Here is a 17645-nt window from a genome sequence, read left to right on the forward strand (position 1 = left end):
CCGCCACTGTTAGGGTCGCGGTAGCCGCGTGCAAGCGCGTTCGGCGGCGATTTCGTTGACTTTGCGGGCCTTCGACCCTAAATCGCACGCCTTCCCGGCATTGCCCGACTTCTTATTTTGCGAGACCAACGATGGCGCGCGTTACAGTCGAAGATTGCGTCGACAAGATCCCCAACCGCTTCGACCTGGTGTTGATGGCCGCCCAGCGCGCCCGGCAGATCTCCGGCGGCGCCGATCTTACGATCGACCGCGACCGCGATAAAAATCCGGTCGTTGCGCTGCGCGAAATCGCCGAAGTCACGCTCAAGCCGCGCGACCTGGAAGAAGCGATCGTCACCAACCTGCAAAAGGTGCGGATCGACGAGGAAGACGAGACGGATGAGCTGGCTTCGCTCAGCGATTCGGCCGAAGCGCTGCGCCTGACCGCCGCCGCCCCGCCGCGCCCGAGCCCGAGCGGCAACGAATACGAGTGACGAGCCCAGGCTGTCCGCCGGACGGCCGAGCTCTTCACTGTCGAAAGCCGCGGCCTAGGCCGCGCGGTCGCGCTTCAGGAATTCTTCGCGGCTGATCCACATCAGGTCGCCGCGCGCCAATTGCCGGCCATCCTGTGCCTGCACGCAGATCGGCCGAATCGGCTGGCCACTGACATTGTCGGCAAGGACCACGGACGCTTCGCCGCCGCAGGCCCATCGCTCGCCCCACTGCCGCATCGCCAGCACGGCCGGCAGCAGGTCCTCGCCCTTTTCCGTCAACGCATAGATGACCTTGCGCTTGTCGGACGGGTCGGGCGTGCGTTCCATGATTCCGCCCGCGACCAGCTTGCCCAGGCGGTCCGAAAGGATGTTGCGCGCGATCCCCAGGCCGGCCTGGAACTGTTCGAAATGCTCGAGCCCGTTGAAGGCGCCGCGAAGGATGAGGAAGGCCCATTTCTCGCCGATGAGCTCCACCGCCATCGGGATCGGGCAGCTCAGCGCCGCCTCGCGGAATGCCGCAATATCCGTGCCAGCGCTGGATGCAGCCACCGTCCTCGTCTCCCTCTCGCTCACCAGCAAAGCACAGAAGCCTGGCGATGAACAGTTTTTCGACATGTAACGCGGCTGTCTCATCCAGAAGTTAATCGCCGCTGGCGAAGGGGGCCGCGCACTCCACTCCCCGCGCGGTTCCTTTCACCCTTGCGCATGGAGGGGGCTGGGCTCCATCTAAGGACCGTGCTGCGCCAATATGAATTGATCGAGAAGGTCCGGGCCTACGATCCCGATGCTGACGAAGGACTGATCAACCGCGCCTACGTTTTCTCGATGCAGGCGCATGGCAGCCAGAAACGAGCGTCGGGCGACCCGTATTTCAGCCACCCGATCGAAGTCGCCGGGATCCTCACCGACCTGAAGATGGACGACCAGACGATCGCCACGGCGATCCTCCACGACACCATCGAGGATACGCTGGCGACCCCGGAACAGATCCAGAAGCTGTTCGGGAAGAACGTGGCCCGGCTGGTCGACGGGGTCACCAAGCTGAGCAAGATCGAAGCCCAGTCGGAGAACGAGCGCGCAGCCGAGAATTTGCGCAAGTTCCTGCTCGCGCTGAGCGACGACATCCGCGTGCTGCTGGTCAAGCTTGCCGACCGGCTGCACAACATGCGCACGCTGTATCATGTGCCGGCGGAGGAGAAGCGCCGTCGGATCGCGCGCGAGACGATGGAGATTTACGCGCCGCTGGCCGAGCGGATCGGCATGTACGAAATGATGACCGAGATGCAGACGCTCGCGTTCCAGCAGCTGGAACCCGATGCCTATGCCTCCATCATCCGGCGCCTGAAGCAATTGCACGACCAGGGCGGCGACCTGGTCAACCGCATCGGCCTTGGACTGCAGCTCCACCTTGCCGACAACGGCCTGGAAGCGGACGTCACCGGCCGCGAGAAGCATCCCTATTCGATCTGGAAGAAGATGGCCGAGCGGCACATCAGCTTCGAGCAATTGTCGGACGTGATGGCGTTCCGAGTGATCGTCGAGGACGGCCCCACCGAATGTTATCGCGCGCTGGGGCTGATCCACCAGCGCTGGCCGATGGTGCCGGGTCGCTTCAAGGATTACGTCTCGACCCCGAAGCGCAACGGCTACCAGAGCCTGCACACCTCGGTGATCCACGATTCCAAGATGCGGATCGAAATCCAGATCCGGACCCGGGCGATGCACGAGCAGGCGGAGCGCGGGCTCGCCGCCCACTGGGCCTATAAGGAAGGCAAGCCGAAGGCCGACCTGAAAGTGCCGTGGATCGACGAGCTGGTCGAAATCCTGGAACATGCGGCAAGCCCCGAAGAGCTGCTCGAGCACACCCGGATGGCGATGTACCAGGACCGGATCTTCGCCTTCACCCCGAAGGGCGAGCTGATCCAGTTGCCCAAGGGCGCGACGCCGGTCGACTTCGCTTATGCAGTGCACACCGACCTTGGCGACCGCACGGTGGGCGCGAAGGTCAACGGGCGCGTCGTGCCGTTGCGCACCATTTTGGAGAACGGCGACCAGGTCGAAATCCTGGCGTCGGAGGCGCAGCATCCGCAGCCGTCCTGGCTGCGCTTCGTCGCGACGGGCAAGGCGCGGGCTGGCGTGCGCCGCTTCGTTCGCCACAAGGAGCGCGACGAGACCGTCGAGCTTGGGCGCAAGATCTACGACGAGATCGTGCAGCGGCTTCCGGCGGAGCTTGGCCCCGATGCGCTCAAGCGCGCGCTCAAGAAGCTGAAGATGGAAGATGCCGAAGCGCTGATGATTGCGGTCGCGCGCAAGCGGGTCAGCGATGACGAAGTGATGGAAGCGCTGATGCCTGGCTCAGCCGGCGGCGACGTCGCCCAGCGCCCGCTGCCGCAACAGACGGCGATATCGATCAAGGGCCTTACCGCCGGCGTCGCTTATCACCTCGCCAGTTGTTGCCACCCGATCCCGGGCGATCGCATCGTCGGCCTTCGCCGGGAGGATGAGGAGATCGAGGTCCACGTCATCGGCTGCGACACGCTTGCCAGCGGGATCGATGCCGATTGGCTCGACCTTGCGTGGGGCGAAGGTTCGGACGGCGGCGCGGCGCGGATCTGCGTGATCCTGCAGGACGTGCCGGGTGCGCTGGGCATCATGTCGGGTATCCTGGGCGGCAAGCACGCCAACATCGTCAACCTGCGCCTGGTCCACCGCGACGGCAGCTTCCAGACCTTTCACATCGACATCGAAGTGCACGACCTGGCGCACCTGCACACGATCATCGCCGCCTTGCGCGACGCCGACCCGATCAGCTCGGTCGAGCGGATTTAGCCGCGCGGCCGGCGCGCTCGCGCGTGCTTCCGGCCGCAAGGACGGCGAGCGTGACGAGGTCGGAGGCGCTTGCCGTCATCGGCGCGATCTGCACCGGGAGCTCGAGCCCGAGGATGAACGGTCCAAGTACGCTTTCACCGCCCAGCGCGCGCAGCAACTTCGACGACAGGTTCGCCGATTGCAGGCCCGGCATCACCAGCACGTTGGCCGGGCCGCTCAAGCGGCTGAACGGATAATATTGGCGCTGCATTTCAAAGTTGAGCGCGACGTCCGGCCCCATTTCGCCTTCATATTCGAAGTCGAGATGCATGCTGTCGAGCAGCTTCACGGCGCCGCGAAGCTCCTCGATGTGCATCCCCGGCGGGTTGCCGAAGGTGGTGTAGGAGATGAAGGCGATGCGCGGGTCGAGGCCCATCCGGCGGGCAAAGCCGGCCGAGCGCATGGCGATCGCGGCAAGCTGCTGCGCGGTCGGCCGTTCCGTGACCGCGGTATCGGCGATCAGCACCGTTCGGTTGCGCGAGACGACCATGTTGACGCCGAACGGCGTGGAATCCTTTTCGTCGTCGATGATCATCCGCACTTGCTTGAGCGACTGGCTGAACGGGCGCGTCGTGCCGGTGATCATCGCGTCGGCCTCGCCCAGCGAAAGCATCGCAGCGGCGAAGAAGTTGCGGTCCTGGTTGACCATCCGCTCGACTTCGCGGCGAAGCAGCCCCTGGCGCTGGCAGCGCTGGTAGATGTGATCGACGGCGCGGCCGACCAACGGTGAGTTGCGGCTGTTGAGCACTTCATATTCTTCCGGCCGGTCGACACCGAGTTCGCGCAGCAGGTCGTGGACGTTTTCGCGGCCGACCAGGACGGGCGTCCCGTAACCCGCCTCCTTGAAGGCGATTGCGGCGCGAAGCACGTTCGGCTCCTCGCCTTCCGCGAAGAGCACCCGCTTCGGATTGGCCTTGGCGGCTTCGTAGGCAAGGCTGAGCACGGCCACGGTTGGGTTGAGCCGGGCCCGAAGTTCGTGCCGGTACTTGGCCATGTTTTCGATCGGCTTCTGGGCAACGCCGCTGTCGATCGCCGCCTGCGCGACGGCCGAGGCGACGACTTCCATCAGCCGCGGATCGAACGGCGCGGGGATGATGTAGTCGCGGCCGAAGCTCTGGCTGCGCCCGCCGTAAGCGGCGGCAACTTCTTCGGGGACGGCTTCACGGGCAAGATCGGCAAGCGCCGTCGCGGCGGCGATCTTCATTTCGTCGTTAATCGCGGTGGCGCGCACGTCGAGCGCGCCGCGGAAGATGAACGGGAAGCCCAGGACGTTATTGACCTGGTTGGGGAAGTCCGAGCGGCCAGTGGCGATGATCGCATCGGGCCGGACTGCGGTCGCATCGGGCGGCCAGATTTCCGGGTCCGGGTTGGCCATGGCGAAGATGATCGGTTCCTTGCCCATCGTCTTGACCATGTCGGGGGTCAGCGCGCCGGCGGCGGACAGGCCAAGGAAGACGTCGGCGCCGACGCAGGCATCGGCCAGGTCGCGGGCGTCGGTGTCGATCGCGTGCGCCGACTTCCACTGGTCGAGGTCCGTGCGGCCCTTGTGGATGACGCCCTTGCGGTCGCACATCGTCACCTGGTCGCCGCGCACGCCCATCGCCTTGATCAGCTCGGTGCAGGCGATGGCCGCGGCGCCGGCGCCGTTGACCACGACCTTAATGTCCTTCAGCTCGCGGCCGGTCAGGAAGCAGGCGTTGATCAGGCCTGCGGCGGTGATGATCGCGGTGCCGTGCTGGTCGTCGTGGAAGACCGGGATGTTCATCCGCTCGCGCAGAGTCTGCTCGATTTCGAAACAGTCGGGCGCGGCAATGTCTTCAAGGTTGATGCCGCCGAAGCTCGGCTCCAGCAGGGCCACCGCCTCGATGAACTTCTGGCAGTCTTCCGTCGCCACTTCGATGTCGATCGAATCGACGTCGGCGAAGCGCTTGAACAGCACCGCCTTGCCTTCCATCACCGGCTTCGAGGCGAGCGCGCCGAGGTTGCCGAGGCCAAGGATTGCGGTGCCGTTGGAGATGACGGCGACGAGGTTGCCCTTGGCGGTGAGGTCGTAGGCCCGCGCCGGATCCGCGGCGATGGCGCGTACCGGAACCGCCACCCCCGGCGAGTAGGCAAGGCTGAGGTCGCGCTGCGTCGCCATCGGCTTGGAGGCGATGATCTCGATCTTGCCGGGCCGTCCGCGCGAGTGGAAATCGAGCGCTTCGGCCTCGGAGAATTTAACGTTGCTTTCGGACATGCTCGCTCCCTTGCGGCGGCTTTAGCCAAAGGGTGTGGGAAGAGTCACCCCGAGCGGCTACCAAGACGCCATGGCCCGAGCCGACGCCCCGACTCCAATGATGGCGCAATACCATCGGCTCAAGGCCGAGGCGGGCGACGCCCTGCTGTTTTATCGCATGGGCGATTTCTTCGAACTCTTCTTCGACGACGCCCGGCAGGCGGCGGCCTGCCTCGACATCGCGCTGACCAAGCGCGGGGAATCGGAAGGCGAGCCGATCCCGATGTGCGGCGTGCCGGTGCATTCGGCGGAAGGCTATCTGGCGCGGCTGATCAAGGGCGGCTTTCGCGTCGCCATCGCCGAGCAGACCGAAAGCCCGGCCGAGGCGCGCAAGGCGCGCGGGTCGAAGGCGCTGGTCGACCGGGCGATCGTCCGGCTGGTGACCCCGGGCACGCTGACCGAAGAAACGCTGCTGGAATCGGGCGCTGCCAATTGCCTGGCGGCGATCGGCCGGGCGGGCGAGGAGTGGGCGATTGCCGCCGCCGATATTTCGACGGGTCGGTTCGAGCTGATTGCGTGCGGAACCGGGGAATTGTCGTCGGAACTGGCCCGGCTGTCACCGGCGGAAACCGTGGCCGACGGCAAGGTGCCGGGAATCGCTACGCGTCCCGGCCAGGGCGGGTTCGAAAGCGGGGCGGGGGAGCGGGCGCTGAAGGCGCGGTTCTGCCTTGCGACGCTGGATGGAATCGGCGCGCCGTCGCGGGCCGAGCTGGCGGCGGCGGGGGGCCTCCTCGCCTATCTCGACGCGACCCAGAAAGGCGCCGGCGTGCTGCTGGACGTGCCCAGACGGGTCGCGCGCTCGGCCTTCATGCAGGTCGACTCGGCAAGCCGCGAAAGCCTTGAACTGACGCGCTCGGCCAGCGGCGGCGTCGCCGGGAGCCTGCTTGGCGAAATCGACCGCTGCGTCAGTGCCGCCGGACGGCGATTGCTATGCGCGGACCTGGCCGCGCCATTGACGGAGCGGCGGGAGATCGAGGCGCGGCTGGCGCTGGTCAGCTGGTTCCACGAAGACCAGCTGCGGCGGGAGCGGACTCGCAGCGCGCTGAGGGCGCTTCCCGACCTCGCCCGGGCACTGGCGCGGCTGACCGCCGGGCGCGGCGGCCCGCGCGACCTTGCCCAACTGCGCGACGGGCTGATCGCCGCCGCCTCCCTGGAAGCCGAACTCAGCGGCGAGCCCAACCTGCCGCCGCTGCTTGGCCAATTGCTGCCGCAGCTGCGGGGTCATGCGGCGCTGACCGACCGATTGGCGCTCGCGCTGGTGGCGTCGCCGCCGCTCGATTCCGCCAAGGGCGGCTATATCGCCGAAGGCTTCGATGCCGCGCTGGACGCCTTGCGATCGGCGTCGTCGGACGGGCGCCGCGCGATTGCCGCGCTCGAGGCGCGCTACCGCGAAGCGACGGGCGTTTCGTCGCTGAGGATCCGGCACAACGCGGTCCTTGGCTATCATATCGAGGTTGCGTCCCGGCACGCCGACGGGCTGATGAACCCCGACAGCGGCTTCACCCATCGGCAGACGCTGGCCGGCGTCGTCCGCTTCAATGCGCCGGAGCTTCACGAGGAAGCATCGCGCGTGGTCGAAGCGGGCGGGCATGCGCTCGCCGCGGAAGCCGGGCACCTTGAACAGCTGACCGCCCTGGCCCTGTCCCGCAGCCAGCCGATCCTCGCCACCGCCGACGCGCTTGCCCGCGTCGATGTAGCCGCCGCGAACGCGGAGCGGGCGGCCGAAGGCGGCTGGGCGCGGCCGACGCTGACCGACCAGCCGTGCCTGGAGATCGAAGGCGGCCGCCATCCGGTCGTCGAAACCGCGCTCAAGGAAGGCGGCGAGCGCTTCGTCGCCAACGACGTCGAGCTTGGGCCAGGCGACCGGCTGTGGCTGATCACCGGCCCCAACATGGGCGGCAAATCGACCTTCCTTCGCCAGACCGCGCTGGTGGCGGTGCTTGCGCAAAGCGGCTGCTTCGTTCCCGCCGCGCGCGCCAAGGTTGGGATCGTCGACAGGCTGTTCAGCCGGGTCGGGGCGTCCGACAACCTCGCCCGCGGACGCTCCACCTTCATGGTCGAGATGGTCGAAACGGCAGCGATCCTGGCGCAGGCGACTTCGCGAAGTCTCGTCATCCTCGACGAAATCGGGCGCGGCACCTCGACCTACGACGGGCTGGCCATCGCCTGGGCGGTGGTCGAAGCGATGCACGACCAGGTCCAGTGCCGGACCTTGTTCGCCACCCATTATCACGAGCTTACCCGCCTGGCCGGGCGCTTGGATGCGCTGTCGCTGCACCATGTCCGAGCGCGCGAGTGGAAGGGCGACCTGGTGCTTCTGCACGAGGTTGCGGGCGGGGCGGCCGACCGCAGCTACGGGATCGCGGTCGCCAAGCTCGCCGGCTTGCCGCCGTCGGTCGTCGGGCGAGCGAAGGCGGTCCTCGCCAAGCTGGAGGCCGGGCGCGACGCCACCGGAGGGATTGCCGCTGGGCTCGACGACCTGCCCTTGTTCGCTGCCGCGGCCGATGAGGCGCCCTGCGATCCGCTGGCCGATGCCGTCGAAGCGCTCGATCCCGACGCGTTGACGCCGCGCGAGGCGCTGGACGCGCTCTACCGGCTCAAGCGCTTGTGGACGGAACGGAGCGGCGAGTGAACGCGCCGTTCGATCCCGTCGAGAACCGGCGCGCGATCGTCGACCCGCGAACGATTGCCGACCGGCTGCGCGGCGCCGACCGGGCCCAAGCCGCCGACATCCTCTGTTCGGCGCTCAAGCAGGGACGGGCGGAAATCGAACGGCGGTTGCTCGCCAATCCGGGCCGGGGCCGCAGCACGGCCCGCGCCACTTACTACCTTCACTCCCAGATCGTCCGCCTTGCCTATGAGCATGTCAGCGGGGACAGCGCACTGGAGCTTGCGATCGTCGGCCTTGGCGGGACCGGCCGCGGGGAGATGGCGCCGTTCAGCGACGTCGACCTGATGTTCCTGACCCGCGCCAAGCCGTCTGCGGCGGTCGAGAAGATCGTCGAGGCGGTGTTGTATTTGCTGTGGGACCTGCAGCTCAAGGTCGGGCACTCGATGCGTTCGATCCCGCAACTGCTGGAGCTGGCCAAGTCGGACATGACCGTGCGCACCGCCTTCCTGGAGGCGCGGCTGCTGTGGGGCGACGAGGCCGTGTTCGAGGAAGCGGCGGCCTTGTTCCGAAGCAAGGTGGTGAGCGGGACGGCCGCAGAATATGTCGCCGCCAAGCTGGCCGAGCGAGACGAACGGCACGTGCGCATGGGCGACAGCCGCTACGTCGTCGAACCCAATATCAAGGACGGCAAGGGCGGGCTGCGCGACCTGCACACGCTCTATTGGATCGGCAAGTATATCCACAATGTGCAAAGCCCGGCCGAACTGGTCAGCGTCGGCTTGCTCAGCGCCGAGGAATTCGCCTCGTTCGAGCGCGCGGAGCGGTTCCTGTGGGCGGTTCGCTGTCACTTGCACCTGGAGGCCGGGCGCGCCGAGGAGCGGCTTGGCTTCCAGTACCAGAAGGCGATCGCCGAACGGATGCGCTACGCCAACCGGCCGGGCAAATCCGCCGTCGAGCGGTTCATGCACTTCTATTTCCTCAATGCGAAAACAGTCGGCGACCTCACCGGCGTCTTCCTTGCGCAACTCGACGAGCAGATGGCGCGCAGCGGGTTCCGCTTCGCGCTGCCGACGATCCGCCGGCGGCCCAAGCGGCTCGATGGCTTCGTGCTCGACCGCGGCCGGCTTTCGATCCCGTCCGACACCTTTTTCCAGGACGATCCGGTCCGCCTGATCGAAATGTTCGCGCTGGCCGCCCGCGAGCAATTGGAAATCCACCCGACCGCGATGCGGGCGGCGACGCGCGACACGAAGCTGATCAAGAACAAGGTGCGCCGCGACCCGCGCGCCAACGCTTACTTCCTGGAAGTGCTGACCAGCGTCAACGCGCCGGACATGGTGCTGCGCTGGATGAACGAGGCCGGGATCTTCGGCCGCTTCGTGCCGGACTTCGGCCGCGTGGTGGCGCAGATGCAGTTCGACATGTATCACCATTATACCGTCGACGAGCACGCGATCCGGGCGATCGGCCTGCTTGCCGCGATCGAGCGCGGCGAGCTTGCCAAGGACCATCCGCTGACGACCGCCCTGTTCAAGCAGATCGCGTCGCGGCGGTTGCTGTACGTCGCGGTGCTGCTCCATGACATCGCCAAGGGACGCGCGGGCGACCACAGCGTGCTTGGCGAGCAGGTGGCGCTTCAGCTCTGCCCGCGGCTCGGCCTCGATCCGGCGGAAACGGAGACGGTGGCCTGGCTGGTCCGGCATCATCTGCTGATGAGCGCGACGGCGTTCAAGCGCGACCTTGCCGACCCGAAGACGGTCGAGGACTTCATCGCCAAGGTGCAAAGCCCTGAACGGCTGCGGCTGCTCCTGATGCTGACGGTCGTCGACATCCGCGCTGTCGGGCCGGGCGTCTGGAACGACTGGAAGCGGCTGTTGCTTCGAACCCTGTTCGACGCGGCCGAGGAGAAGCTTCGCCTTGGCCACAAGGAGCGCGGCCGGAGCGAAGTGGTGACCGAGCGGCAGGAGCGGCTGGCCCGGGCGCTGGACTGGAAGCCGAAGGTCGCGCGCGCGTACTTCCGCCGTTTGCCCGACAGCTACTGGCTGGCCGAGCCGATCGAGGGGCAGCTCGCCAATGCGCGACAGGTAGCCAGTGCGGAGGCACGGATCGGCGACCGGCGGCCCAGCGTCGAGGCCGCGCACGAACCGGATCGCGCAGCCGCCCGGATCAGCGTTTTCACGCCGGACCGCGAAGGCCTGTTCTATCGCATCTCCGCCGGGCTGGCCGCAGCCGGCGCGAGCATCATCGACGCGCGGGTGCACACGACGAGCGACGGCATGGCGCTCGACAATCTGCTAGTGCAGGATTCGCAAGGCGGCGCTTATGCCGACAAGCGGCTTCGCGGCCGGTTGGTGAAAGCGGTGGAGAAAGCGCTGACCAGCGAAGCGCCGCCGGCGATCCCGCGGCCGTCCCGAGGGGATTCGACGCCGTTCCACGTCGCGCCCGCGGTCGCCATCGCCGAAAAGGCCTCGTCGCGGACGACGGTGGTCGAAATCAATGCGCTCGACCGGCCCGGCTTGCTGGCCAGGCTGGCGCGCGCGATCCACGATTGCGAGCACCAGATCCACTCGGCCCATATCGCCACTTATGGGGAGCGGGCGGTCGACGTCTTCTACTTGACGACGACCAAGGGCCGAAAGCTGAACGCCAAGCAGATCGACGACCTTCGGGTCGCGCTGCTCGCCGCCGCGGCGGCATAAAAAAGGCCCCGCCGAAGCGGGGCCTTCTCAACTGTCTTGGCGAAGCGGTTTAGCCGCGCTCGCCGGCCGGCGGTGCCGGCGGCACCGGCGCTGCCGGGCACATTGCATCGGCGGCGATGACGGTGCCGTCCGGGCAGGTCTGGGCCTGCGGCACCGGCGCCGGCGCTTCCGGCGGAGCGACGTAGGCCGGGCCGGCCGAACGGCGACCCGAGAACTTCGTGCGCAGGGTCATGCCGAAGGTCCGCGGTTCGGCTAGGAACGCGCCGAACAGCTGCGTCGAGCGGGCGATGAAGCCGCTGTCCACCGCACGGGTCGTGCCCGACCCCTGCAACGGCGCGTCGAAGCCGACCTGGATGTAGTTCTTGTCGAACAGGTTGCGGCCCCACAATTCGATGGCCCACATGTTGTCCGGACCGTGGATGCCGACGCGGCCGTTGAAGACCGTGTAGCCCTTCTGGGTCTTTTCGACGTCGAGGTCGGAACCGGTGTTGTACGTCGTCGAATGACGGGCATCGAGGTAGACGAGGCCTTCCAGGCCGCCGGCGCCGATCGGCGGGGTCCAGGTGATCGAGCCGGTGCTCGTCCAGGCCGCCGAGTTCGAGATTCGCCGCCCCGGCAACTGGAACAGCTCGCGCGAAGTCGCCGATTCCGCATCGGAACCGACGAGGTTTTTCGAATAGCGGCTGTTCACGTAAGTGGTGCCGAAGTTGAGGCTGAGATCGCGCGTTGGGCGGGCGAAGACTTCAAGTTCGACGCCGCGGCTGCGGACGCCATGCTTGAGCTTGCCGGTGCATGTGCCGGTGTCGCTGTCGTAGTCGGTGTCCGCGCCACCCAGGTCGTTGTCGCACCCGTTTACGGTCTCCACTTCGAAGCTGATGCCGTTGAACAGGTTCAGCTGGAAGTCGTCGAACAGCTGTTGGAACACGGCGACATTCACGTCGAAGCCGCGGCCGTTATACTTCGCGCCAACCTCGACGGCGTCGTTGATCTCCGGGTCGAACTGGAGGTCGTTGAGCGTCGCGGTCGGCAGGACGTAGCCGTTCTTTGAGAAGCGCGGCAGCGACGCGCGGTCGAGGTTGTAGCCGCCCGCTTTGTAGCCGCGCGAGTAGCTGGCGTAGGTCAGCAACTGGTCGGTCGGCTTGTAGCTGAGGACGACGGTGCCGGAGACCTTGCTTTCCGTCTTGGAATCGCTCTGCGTCAACTGGCCGCCCGGAAGGTCGGGGATGACGCAGACCAGCGGCCGCACGTCGGCGAAGGCGGGTACCTGCGAGATAGCGGTACAGAACGGATTGGCCCCGGTCAGCGTGGCGTCCAGCTTCTTGCGCTCCCGCGTGTAGCGGGCGCCGACGGTCAGCTTGAGCTGCGGCGTGATGCTGAAGATGTTGTGGGTGAACAGCGCCAGGTTGTTGCTGGTCTGGTCGTAAAGGTCGTTGCTGGCCACGTCGAACGCACCGTTGCCCGGAATGCCCAGCGCATTGGCGACCGAGCCGAGGCCCGGGTTGCCCGGCGTGAAGTTGATCGCGCCGACGAGCTGCGCCTGCGGGATCAGCGTGGCGAGCGTCGCCTGCAGGCCGGCCCGCTGTGCGAGTGCGCCTTGCAGCTGCGCTTCCTGCTGCGGGGTGCGGTTCGGAATCGCCTGCAGCTGGTTGATGGCGGCTGTCAGCTGGGCGATGCCGGTCGACAGCTGGGTGATGCCGGCCGTGAGCTGCGCCTGCGCGGCGTTCAGAGTCGTGGCGTTCAGGCAGTTCGTCGAGTTAGGATCGTAGAAGGTCGCAAGCGGGCCGCCCGGCGTGCTTGCGACTCGGCAGTTGACGAATTCCTGATAGTCCTCGCCGTAAGCCAGATTGTCGCGGACGCGTAGCTTCTCGTTCGCGTAATAGCCGCCGACCAGCCAGTCGAGCGGGCCCGAAGTGCCCTGCAGGCGAAGTTCTTGGCTGAAGGTCTTGAAGCGGTTGAAGGCGCCGCCGTCGTCGTCGCGGTACAGGATATCCAGGTTATTGAAGTCGGCATCCTGGCCGCGCGTGTACTTGTTGTAACGGTAAGCGGTGATCGAGGTCAGCTCGGCGGCACCGAAGTCGTAGACGAGCTCGCCGGAAAGGCCGCCGTCGACAACGTCGGAGCGATAGCTGCGGCCCGGGGTTACGGACACGCGGCGGGCGAACGGATCGTCGTTGATGATCGCGCCGCGCGCCGTCAGCGCCGCCGCCAGGCTCGACGGCTGCTGGCCCGCCGCGGTCACGTCGAACGTCGGCAAATACACTGCGGCGCAACATTCCTCGTCGCGCTTGGCGTAATCGGCGATCAGCCGGAACGAAACGTCGTCGTTCGGCTGGACCAGGACCTGGCCGCGGAGGAGCCAGCGGTCGCGGTCATTGATGTCGCGGCCGGAGATGACATCGCGAACGAAGCCGTCGCGCTGCATGTAGACGCCGTCGAGGCGGGCAGCGACGGTCGAGCTAAGCGGCCCGGTAACGCCCAGTTCGACACGGCGAAGGTCGAAGTTGCCGATATCGAGCTGGCCGTACGCTTCGGTATGGAAGCGCGGGCGGGCGGTGATCACGGAGATCAGGCCGGCGGATGTGTTGCGCCCGAACAGGGTACCCTGCGGACCGCGCAGCACTTCGATCCGGTCGACCGCGCCAAGCTCCGTCAGGCCGGTGCCGGTGCGCGAGCGGTAAACGCCGTCGATGAAGACGCCGACCGACGATTCGAGCCCGGGGTTGTCGCCGACCGTGCCGACGCCGCGGATACGGGCGACGGCCGCGCCGCCTTCGGACGAGGTCGAGGACACCAGCAGCGACGGGGAAAGCTGGGTCAGCGCGCGAATGTCGCTCGCGCCGGAATTCTCCAGCGATTCCGACGTGACCGCGCTCACCGCGATCGGAACGTCGGACAGCGCTTCGTTGCGCCGGTTGGCGGTAATGACGATGTCGCCGCTCGTGGCTTCCTGCTGGCCGGTCGTCTGCTCGCCGCCGCTGCCGGTCTGCGAGCTTGCCGAAGTCGTTTCCGGAGCGCTGTCAGGTTGGGGCTGGATGCCCTCCTGCGCTTCTTGCGCGTAAGCCGGCGTCGAAAGCGCCATGAGTCCTGCAGACAGCAGCCACACCGATTTACGCATGAAGTCCTCCCCTTAAGAACCGTCCGGCCACCGGCAGGACGCTTGCAAGGGGACGACGCTAATTGACCCGGAAGGGCGTGGAAAGAGAACGGAGGTTAGGCTTGCACACAATCGTGTAAGTTGCAGCAAAACTGCAACAAACCGGTTGCTTATAGCAATCGACTTTCCGTTTTATTTGGGGGCCAGCACCATCAACATCTGGCGGCCTTCCATCCGCGGATGCGCTTCGACCTTCGCCATTTCTGCGGTCTGTTCCTGCACCCGGCGAAGCACGGCCATGCCCAGTTCGCCATGCGCCATTTCGCGACCGCGGAAACGCATGGTGACCTTGACCTTGTCGCCCTCGTCCAGGAACTCGAAGACCTTCTTCATCTTGGTATCATAGTCATGGTCGTCGATGTTCGGACGCATCTTGATCTCCTTGATCTCCTGCGTCTTCTGGCGCTTGCGCTGCTCGTTGGCCTTTTTCTGCGCTTCGTATTTGAAGCGGCCGATATCGAGGAATTTGGCGACCGGCGGGTCGGAGTTCGGGGAGATTTCGACCAGGTCCAGGCCGACTCCGGCAGCCTGTTCGATCGCTTCACGCGTATACATCACACCCAGGTTTTCGCCGTTTTCGTCGATCACCCGCACCTTCTGGCTCTGGATGAATTCGTTAAAGCGGGGGCCGGTAAATTGCGGCGGGGCCTGCGGGCGGCGCGGATAGGGTGGTATAGCGGTGTCTCCAATCGGTTGTTCAAGGACTCGTGCGAATTAGGCGTTTGCCGGCCAATTTAAAAGGCGGGCGCCAAGTTCCGAACGTTTTTTGCATCGGCTGTAGCGAACGCGCGTCAGCGTAAGTCCGGCGCAACCGCATCGGCGGCGATCATCGACACGGCCTCGTCCAGGCTCATCGCGACCTGCCGTTCTTCCGAACCGAGCCGGCGAAGCGCGACCGTTTGCTCGTCTGCCTCGCGCTTGCCGACGACCAGCAGCAGCGGGACCTTGGCCAGGCTGTGCTCGCGCACCTTGTAGTTGATCTTCTCGTTGCGAAGGTCGGTGTCGACTCGAATCCCGCGCGCCGCCAGCCGGGCCGCGACCTGCAGCGCATAATCGTCGGCATCGGACACGATCGTCGCGACCACCACTTGCACCGGCGCCAGCCACAGCGGGAACTTGCCCGCATAATGCTCGATCAGGATGCCGATGAACCGCTCGTACGAGCCGAAGATCGCCCGGTGGAGCATGATCGGCAGATGCTTCTGCCCATCCTCCGCGATGTAGCTGGCGTCCAGCCGATGCGGCAGCACGCGGTCGGACTGGATGGTGCCGACCTGCCAGGTGCGGCCGATGGCGTCGGTCAAATGCCATTCCAGCTTCGGCGCGTAGAAGGCGCCTTCGCCGGGCAATTCCTCCCAGCCATACTCTTCAGTCGCCAGCCCCGCGGCGACGACCGCGTCGCGAAGCTCGCCTTCGGCCTTGTCCCAATCCTCGTCGCTGCCGAAGCGCTGGTCGGGCCGAAGCGCCAGCTTGATCGCATAGCCTTCGAAGCCGAGGTCCTTGTAGACCCGGTCGGCAAGCGCGCAAAAGGCCTGCACTTCGGCGACGATCTGGTCTTCGCGGCAGAAGATGTGGGCGTCGTCCTGCGTGAACTGGCGGACGCGCATCAGGCCGTGGAGCGCGCCGTGCGGCTCATTGCGGTGGCAGCTGCCGTTTTCGTACAGCCGCAGCGGCAGGTCGCGATAGCTTTTGATGCCCTGGTTGAAGACGATGACGTGCGCCGGGCAGTTCATCGGCTTGAGCGCCATCAGGTCGGCGTCACCCGACAGGACCGGCCCTTCGTCCTCCGTGTTCGGAATCTCGTCGGGGACGACGAACATGTTCTCGCGATACTTGCCCCAGTGCCCGCTCTTTTCCCACTGGCGCGCGTCCATCAGCTGCGGGGTCTTGATCTCGCGGTATCCGGCTTCGTCGATCCGGCGGCGCATATACGCCTCGAGCTCGCGCCAGATGAGGTAACCGTTGGCGTGCCAGAAAACGCTTCCGTGCGCCTCCGCCTGCATGTGGAACAGGTCCATCTCCTGCCCCAGCTTGCGGTGGTCGCGCTTGGCCGCTTCCTCCAGCCGGACGAGGTAAGCGTCGAGCTGCTTCTTGTTCAGCCACGCCGTGCCGTAGATCCGGCTCAGCATCGGATTTTTGGGGTCGCCGCGCCAATAGGCCCCGCTGACCCGGGTCAGCTTGAACGCCTGCGGGTCCAGCTTGCCGGTCGAAGCGAGGTGCGGGCCGCGGCACAGGTCGAGCCAGCTGTCCTGCTTGCTGCCCGAACGGTACATGGTGATCGGCTCGCCTTCGGGCAGTTCCATCACCCATTCGGCCTTGAACTGCTCGCCCTGCTTTTCGAACAGGGCACGCACGTCCTCGCGCTGCCAGACTTCGCGCACAAGCGGCTCGTCGGCGGCGATGATGCGCCGCATTTCCTCCTCGATCGCCGGCAGGTCTTCCTCGGTGAACGGGCCGCGGTCGGGGGCCGGCGCGAAGTCGTAATAGAATCCGTCGTCGGTCGCCGGGCCGAACGTGATCTGCGTGCCCGGGAACAGCTTCTGCACCGCTTCCGCAAGGATGTGCGCGAAATCGTGGCGAAACAGCTCGAGCGCGTCCTTCTCGTCGCGCGCGGTAACCAGCGCCAGTTGCGCGTCGCCCTCGAACGGACGGGTGATGTCGCGCAGCTCCCCGTCGATCTTGGCGGCAAGCGCGGCCTTGGCGAGGCCAGGGCCGATCGCCGCTGCAACGTCGGCGGGCGTCGACCCTTCGGGCATTTCCCTGACCGATCCGTCGGGAAGCGAAATCTTGAACATCTTCGTCATGTGCGCCGCATGTAGCCGCGCGCTTCAGCTTTTTGCACCCCTCCACCGACGACAAGGACGCTTGACACCGCTACGCATTGATGTAAAGCGAGCTTGTCTAATTGAGGAGCTACCTTTACATGGCGCGTTACAAAAGCCCCGCCGTCCGGCGCTACCTGGTCCGGTTGAGCGTCCTGATGATCGCTTATCTGGCCTTGTTGCTTGTCGCGGTGCGGACCTTCCGCAGCGGCGCCGACATCGGTGTCTTCGCCTGGCCGCTCGCGGTCGCGCCGGCCTTTCCGATCATCGGCGTTTTCTGGGCCGTGATGCGCTTGCTGGTCGAGGAGCCGGACGAATATCTGCGCACCTTGTTCGTCCGCCAGGTGCTCATCGCGACCGCCTTCTGCCTGACCGTGATGACCGTTTGGGAATTCCTCCAGAACTTCGACCTCGTTCCGGCGGGGACCGGCGGCTTCGGCGCCGCCTTCATCTGGTTCCTCGGCCTTGGCGTCGGCGCGATCTTCAACCGCGTGACCGACGGAACGTCGGGGAATTGTCCGTGAACAACCGGCTGAAGATCTTGCGCGCCGAACGCGACTGGAGCCAGCAGGACCTTGCCGACCTGCTCCAGGTTTCGCGCCAGAGCGTCAACGCCATCGAGACGGGCAAGTACGACCCGTCGCTGCCGCTCGCCTTCCGCATCGCAGAATTGTTCGGGCAGCCGATCGAGCAAATCTTCGTCAGTCCCAGCCGGGGCTGACGGCGTAGGCACACCCTCCCAT

11 protein-coding genes are annotated in these 17645 nt (G+C 66.2%); 6 read left to right on the top strand and 5 right to left on the bottom strand.

Features of this window, described 5'->3' with window-relative positions; all coding sequences use genetic code 11:
• Positions 1-131: 131 nt before the first annotated feature.
• Positions 132-473: a DNA-directed RNA polymerase subunit omega gene (gene rpoZ, locus G7078_RS02095; RefSeq protein WP_166092496.1), complete on the top strand. Its 342-nt coding sequence runs from the start codon at positions 132-134 to the stop codon at positions 471-473.
• A gap of 54 nt (positions 474-527) precedes the next feature.
• Here rpoZ and G7078_RS02100 read toward each other — a convergent pair whose 3' ends face one another.
• Positions 528-953, bottom strand: a complete 426-nt coding sequence (locus G7078_RS02100; protein ID WP_246166510.1) for a winged helix-turn-helix transcriptional regulator — start codon at positions 951-953, stop codon at positions 528-530.
• 255 nt (positions 954-1208) lie between these two features.
• On the opposite strand from G7078_RS02100, the gene G7078_RS02105 reads away from it, so the two are divergent.
• Positions 1209-3302, top strand: a complete 2094-nt coding sequence (locus tag G7078_RS02105) for a RelA/SpoT family protein (protein WP_166092497.1) — start codon at positions 1209-1211, stop codon at positions 3300-3302.
• On the opposite strand, the gene G7078_RS02110 is transcribed toward G7078_RS02105, so the two are convergent.
• Positions 3280-5577, bottom strand: coding sequence for an NADP-dependent malic enzyme (locus tag G7078_RS02110; RefSeq protein WP_166092500.1), 2298 nt, complete (start codon positions 5575-5577; stop codon positions 3280-3282). The two genes, G7078_RS02105 and G7078_RS02110, sit on opposite strands and share 23 nt — an antisense overlap.
• A gap of 97 nt (positions 5578-5674) precedes the next feature.
• On the opposite strand from G7078_RS02110, the gene mutS reads away from it, so the two are divergent.
• Both mutS and G7078_RS02120 read left to right on the top strand, forming a co-directional pair.
• Complete coding sequence (gene mutS, locus G7078_RS02115; RefSeq protein WP_166096057.1) at positions 5675-8248, top strand: DNA mismatch repair protein MutS; 2574 nt, start codon at positions 5675-5677, stop codon at positions 8246-8248.
• Positions 8245-10926 (top strand): [protein-PII] uridylyltransferase, encoded by a 2682-nt coding sequence (locus G7078_RS02120; protein ID WP_166092502.1) that lies wholly within the window; start codon positions 8245-8247, stop codon positions 10924-10926. Before mutS ends, G7078_RS02120 begins: the two co-directional genes overlap by 4 nt.
• A 49-nt stretch (positions 10927-10975) precedes the next feature.
• Here the strand turns inward: G7078_RS02120 and G7078_RS02125 are convergent, their stop codons facing one another.
• From G7078_RS02125 to thrS, 3 genes are all read right to left on the bottom strand, one after another.
• A complete protein-coding gene (locus G7078_RS02125) occupies positions 10976-14041 on the bottom strand; it encodes a TonB-dependent receptor (RefSeq protein ID WP_166092504.1) in 3066 nt (1021 codons plus the stop codon).
• A 171-nt stretch (positions 14042-14212) separates the two neighbouring features.
• Entirely contained in the window at positions 14213-14755 is a 543-nt protein-coding gene (infC, locus tag G7078_RS02130; RefSeq protein WP_166096059.1) for a translation initiation factor IF-3, read from the bottom strand.
• 116 nt (positions 14756-14871) lie between these two features.
• Positions 14872-16884: a threonine--tRNA ligase gene (thrS, locus tag G7078_RS02135; RefSeq protein ID WP_166092506.1), complete on the bottom strand. Its 2013-nt coding sequence runs from the start codon at positions 16882-16884 to the stop codon at positions 14872-14874.
• A 119-nt stretch (positions 16885-17003) separates the two neighbouring features.
• Here thrS and G7078_RS02140 point away from each other — a divergent pair, with 119 nt between their 5' ends.
• Positions 17004-17426, top strand: coding sequence for a hypothetical protein (locus G7078_RS02140; RefSeq protein WP_166092509.1), 423 nt, complete (start codon positions 17004-17006; stop codon positions 17424-17426).
• Positions 17423-17623 carry a helix-turn-helix transcriptional regulator gene (locus G7078_RS02145; RefSeq protein WP_166092511.1) on the top strand — a complete coding sequence of 67 codons (201 nt, stop codon included), beginning with the start codon at positions 17423-17425 and terminating at the stop codon, positions 17621-17623. The genes G7078_RS02140 and G7078_RS02145 overlap by 4 nt, the downstream gene beginning before the upstream one ends.
• Positions 17624-17645 lie beyond the last annotated feature (22 nt).

It is taken from the genome of Sphingomonas sinipercae (assembly GCF_011302055.1).
GTDB classification, from domain to species: domain Bacteria; phylum Pseudomonadota; class Alphaproteobacteria; order Sphingomonadales; family Sphingomonadaceae; genus Sphingomicrobium; species Sphingomicrobium sinipercae.

Bases quoted from the DNA above. Each gene is read 5' to 3' on its own strand.
- G7078_RS02100 (WP_246166510.1), bottom strand. From the start codon at position 953: ATGGCGGTGGAGCTCATCGGCGAGAAATGGGCCTTCCTCATCCTTCGC.
- mutS (WP_166096057.1), top strand. From the start codon at position 5,675: ATGATGGCGCAATACCATCGGCTCAAGGCCGAGGCGGGCGACGCCCTG.
- rpoZ (WP_166092496.1), top strand. From the start codon at position 132: ATGGCGCGCGTTACAGTCGAAGATTGCGTCGACAAGATCCCCAACCGC.
- G7078_RS02110 (WP_166092500.1), bottom strand. From the start codon at position 5,577: ATGTCCGAAAGCAACGTTAAATTCTCCGAGGCCGAAGCGCTCGATTTC.
- G7078_RS02125 (WP_166092504.1), bottom strand. From the start codon at position 14,041: ATGCGTAAATCGGTGTGGCTGCTGTCTGCAGGACTCATGGCGCTTTCG.
- thrS (WP_166092506.1), bottom strand. From the start codon at position 16,884: ATGACGAAGATGTTCAAGATTTCGCTTCCCGACGGATCGGTCAGGGAA.
- G7078_RS02140 (WP_166092509.1), top strand. From the start codon at position 17,004: ATGGCGCGTTACAAAAGCCCCGCCGTCCGGCGCTACCTGGTCCGGTTG.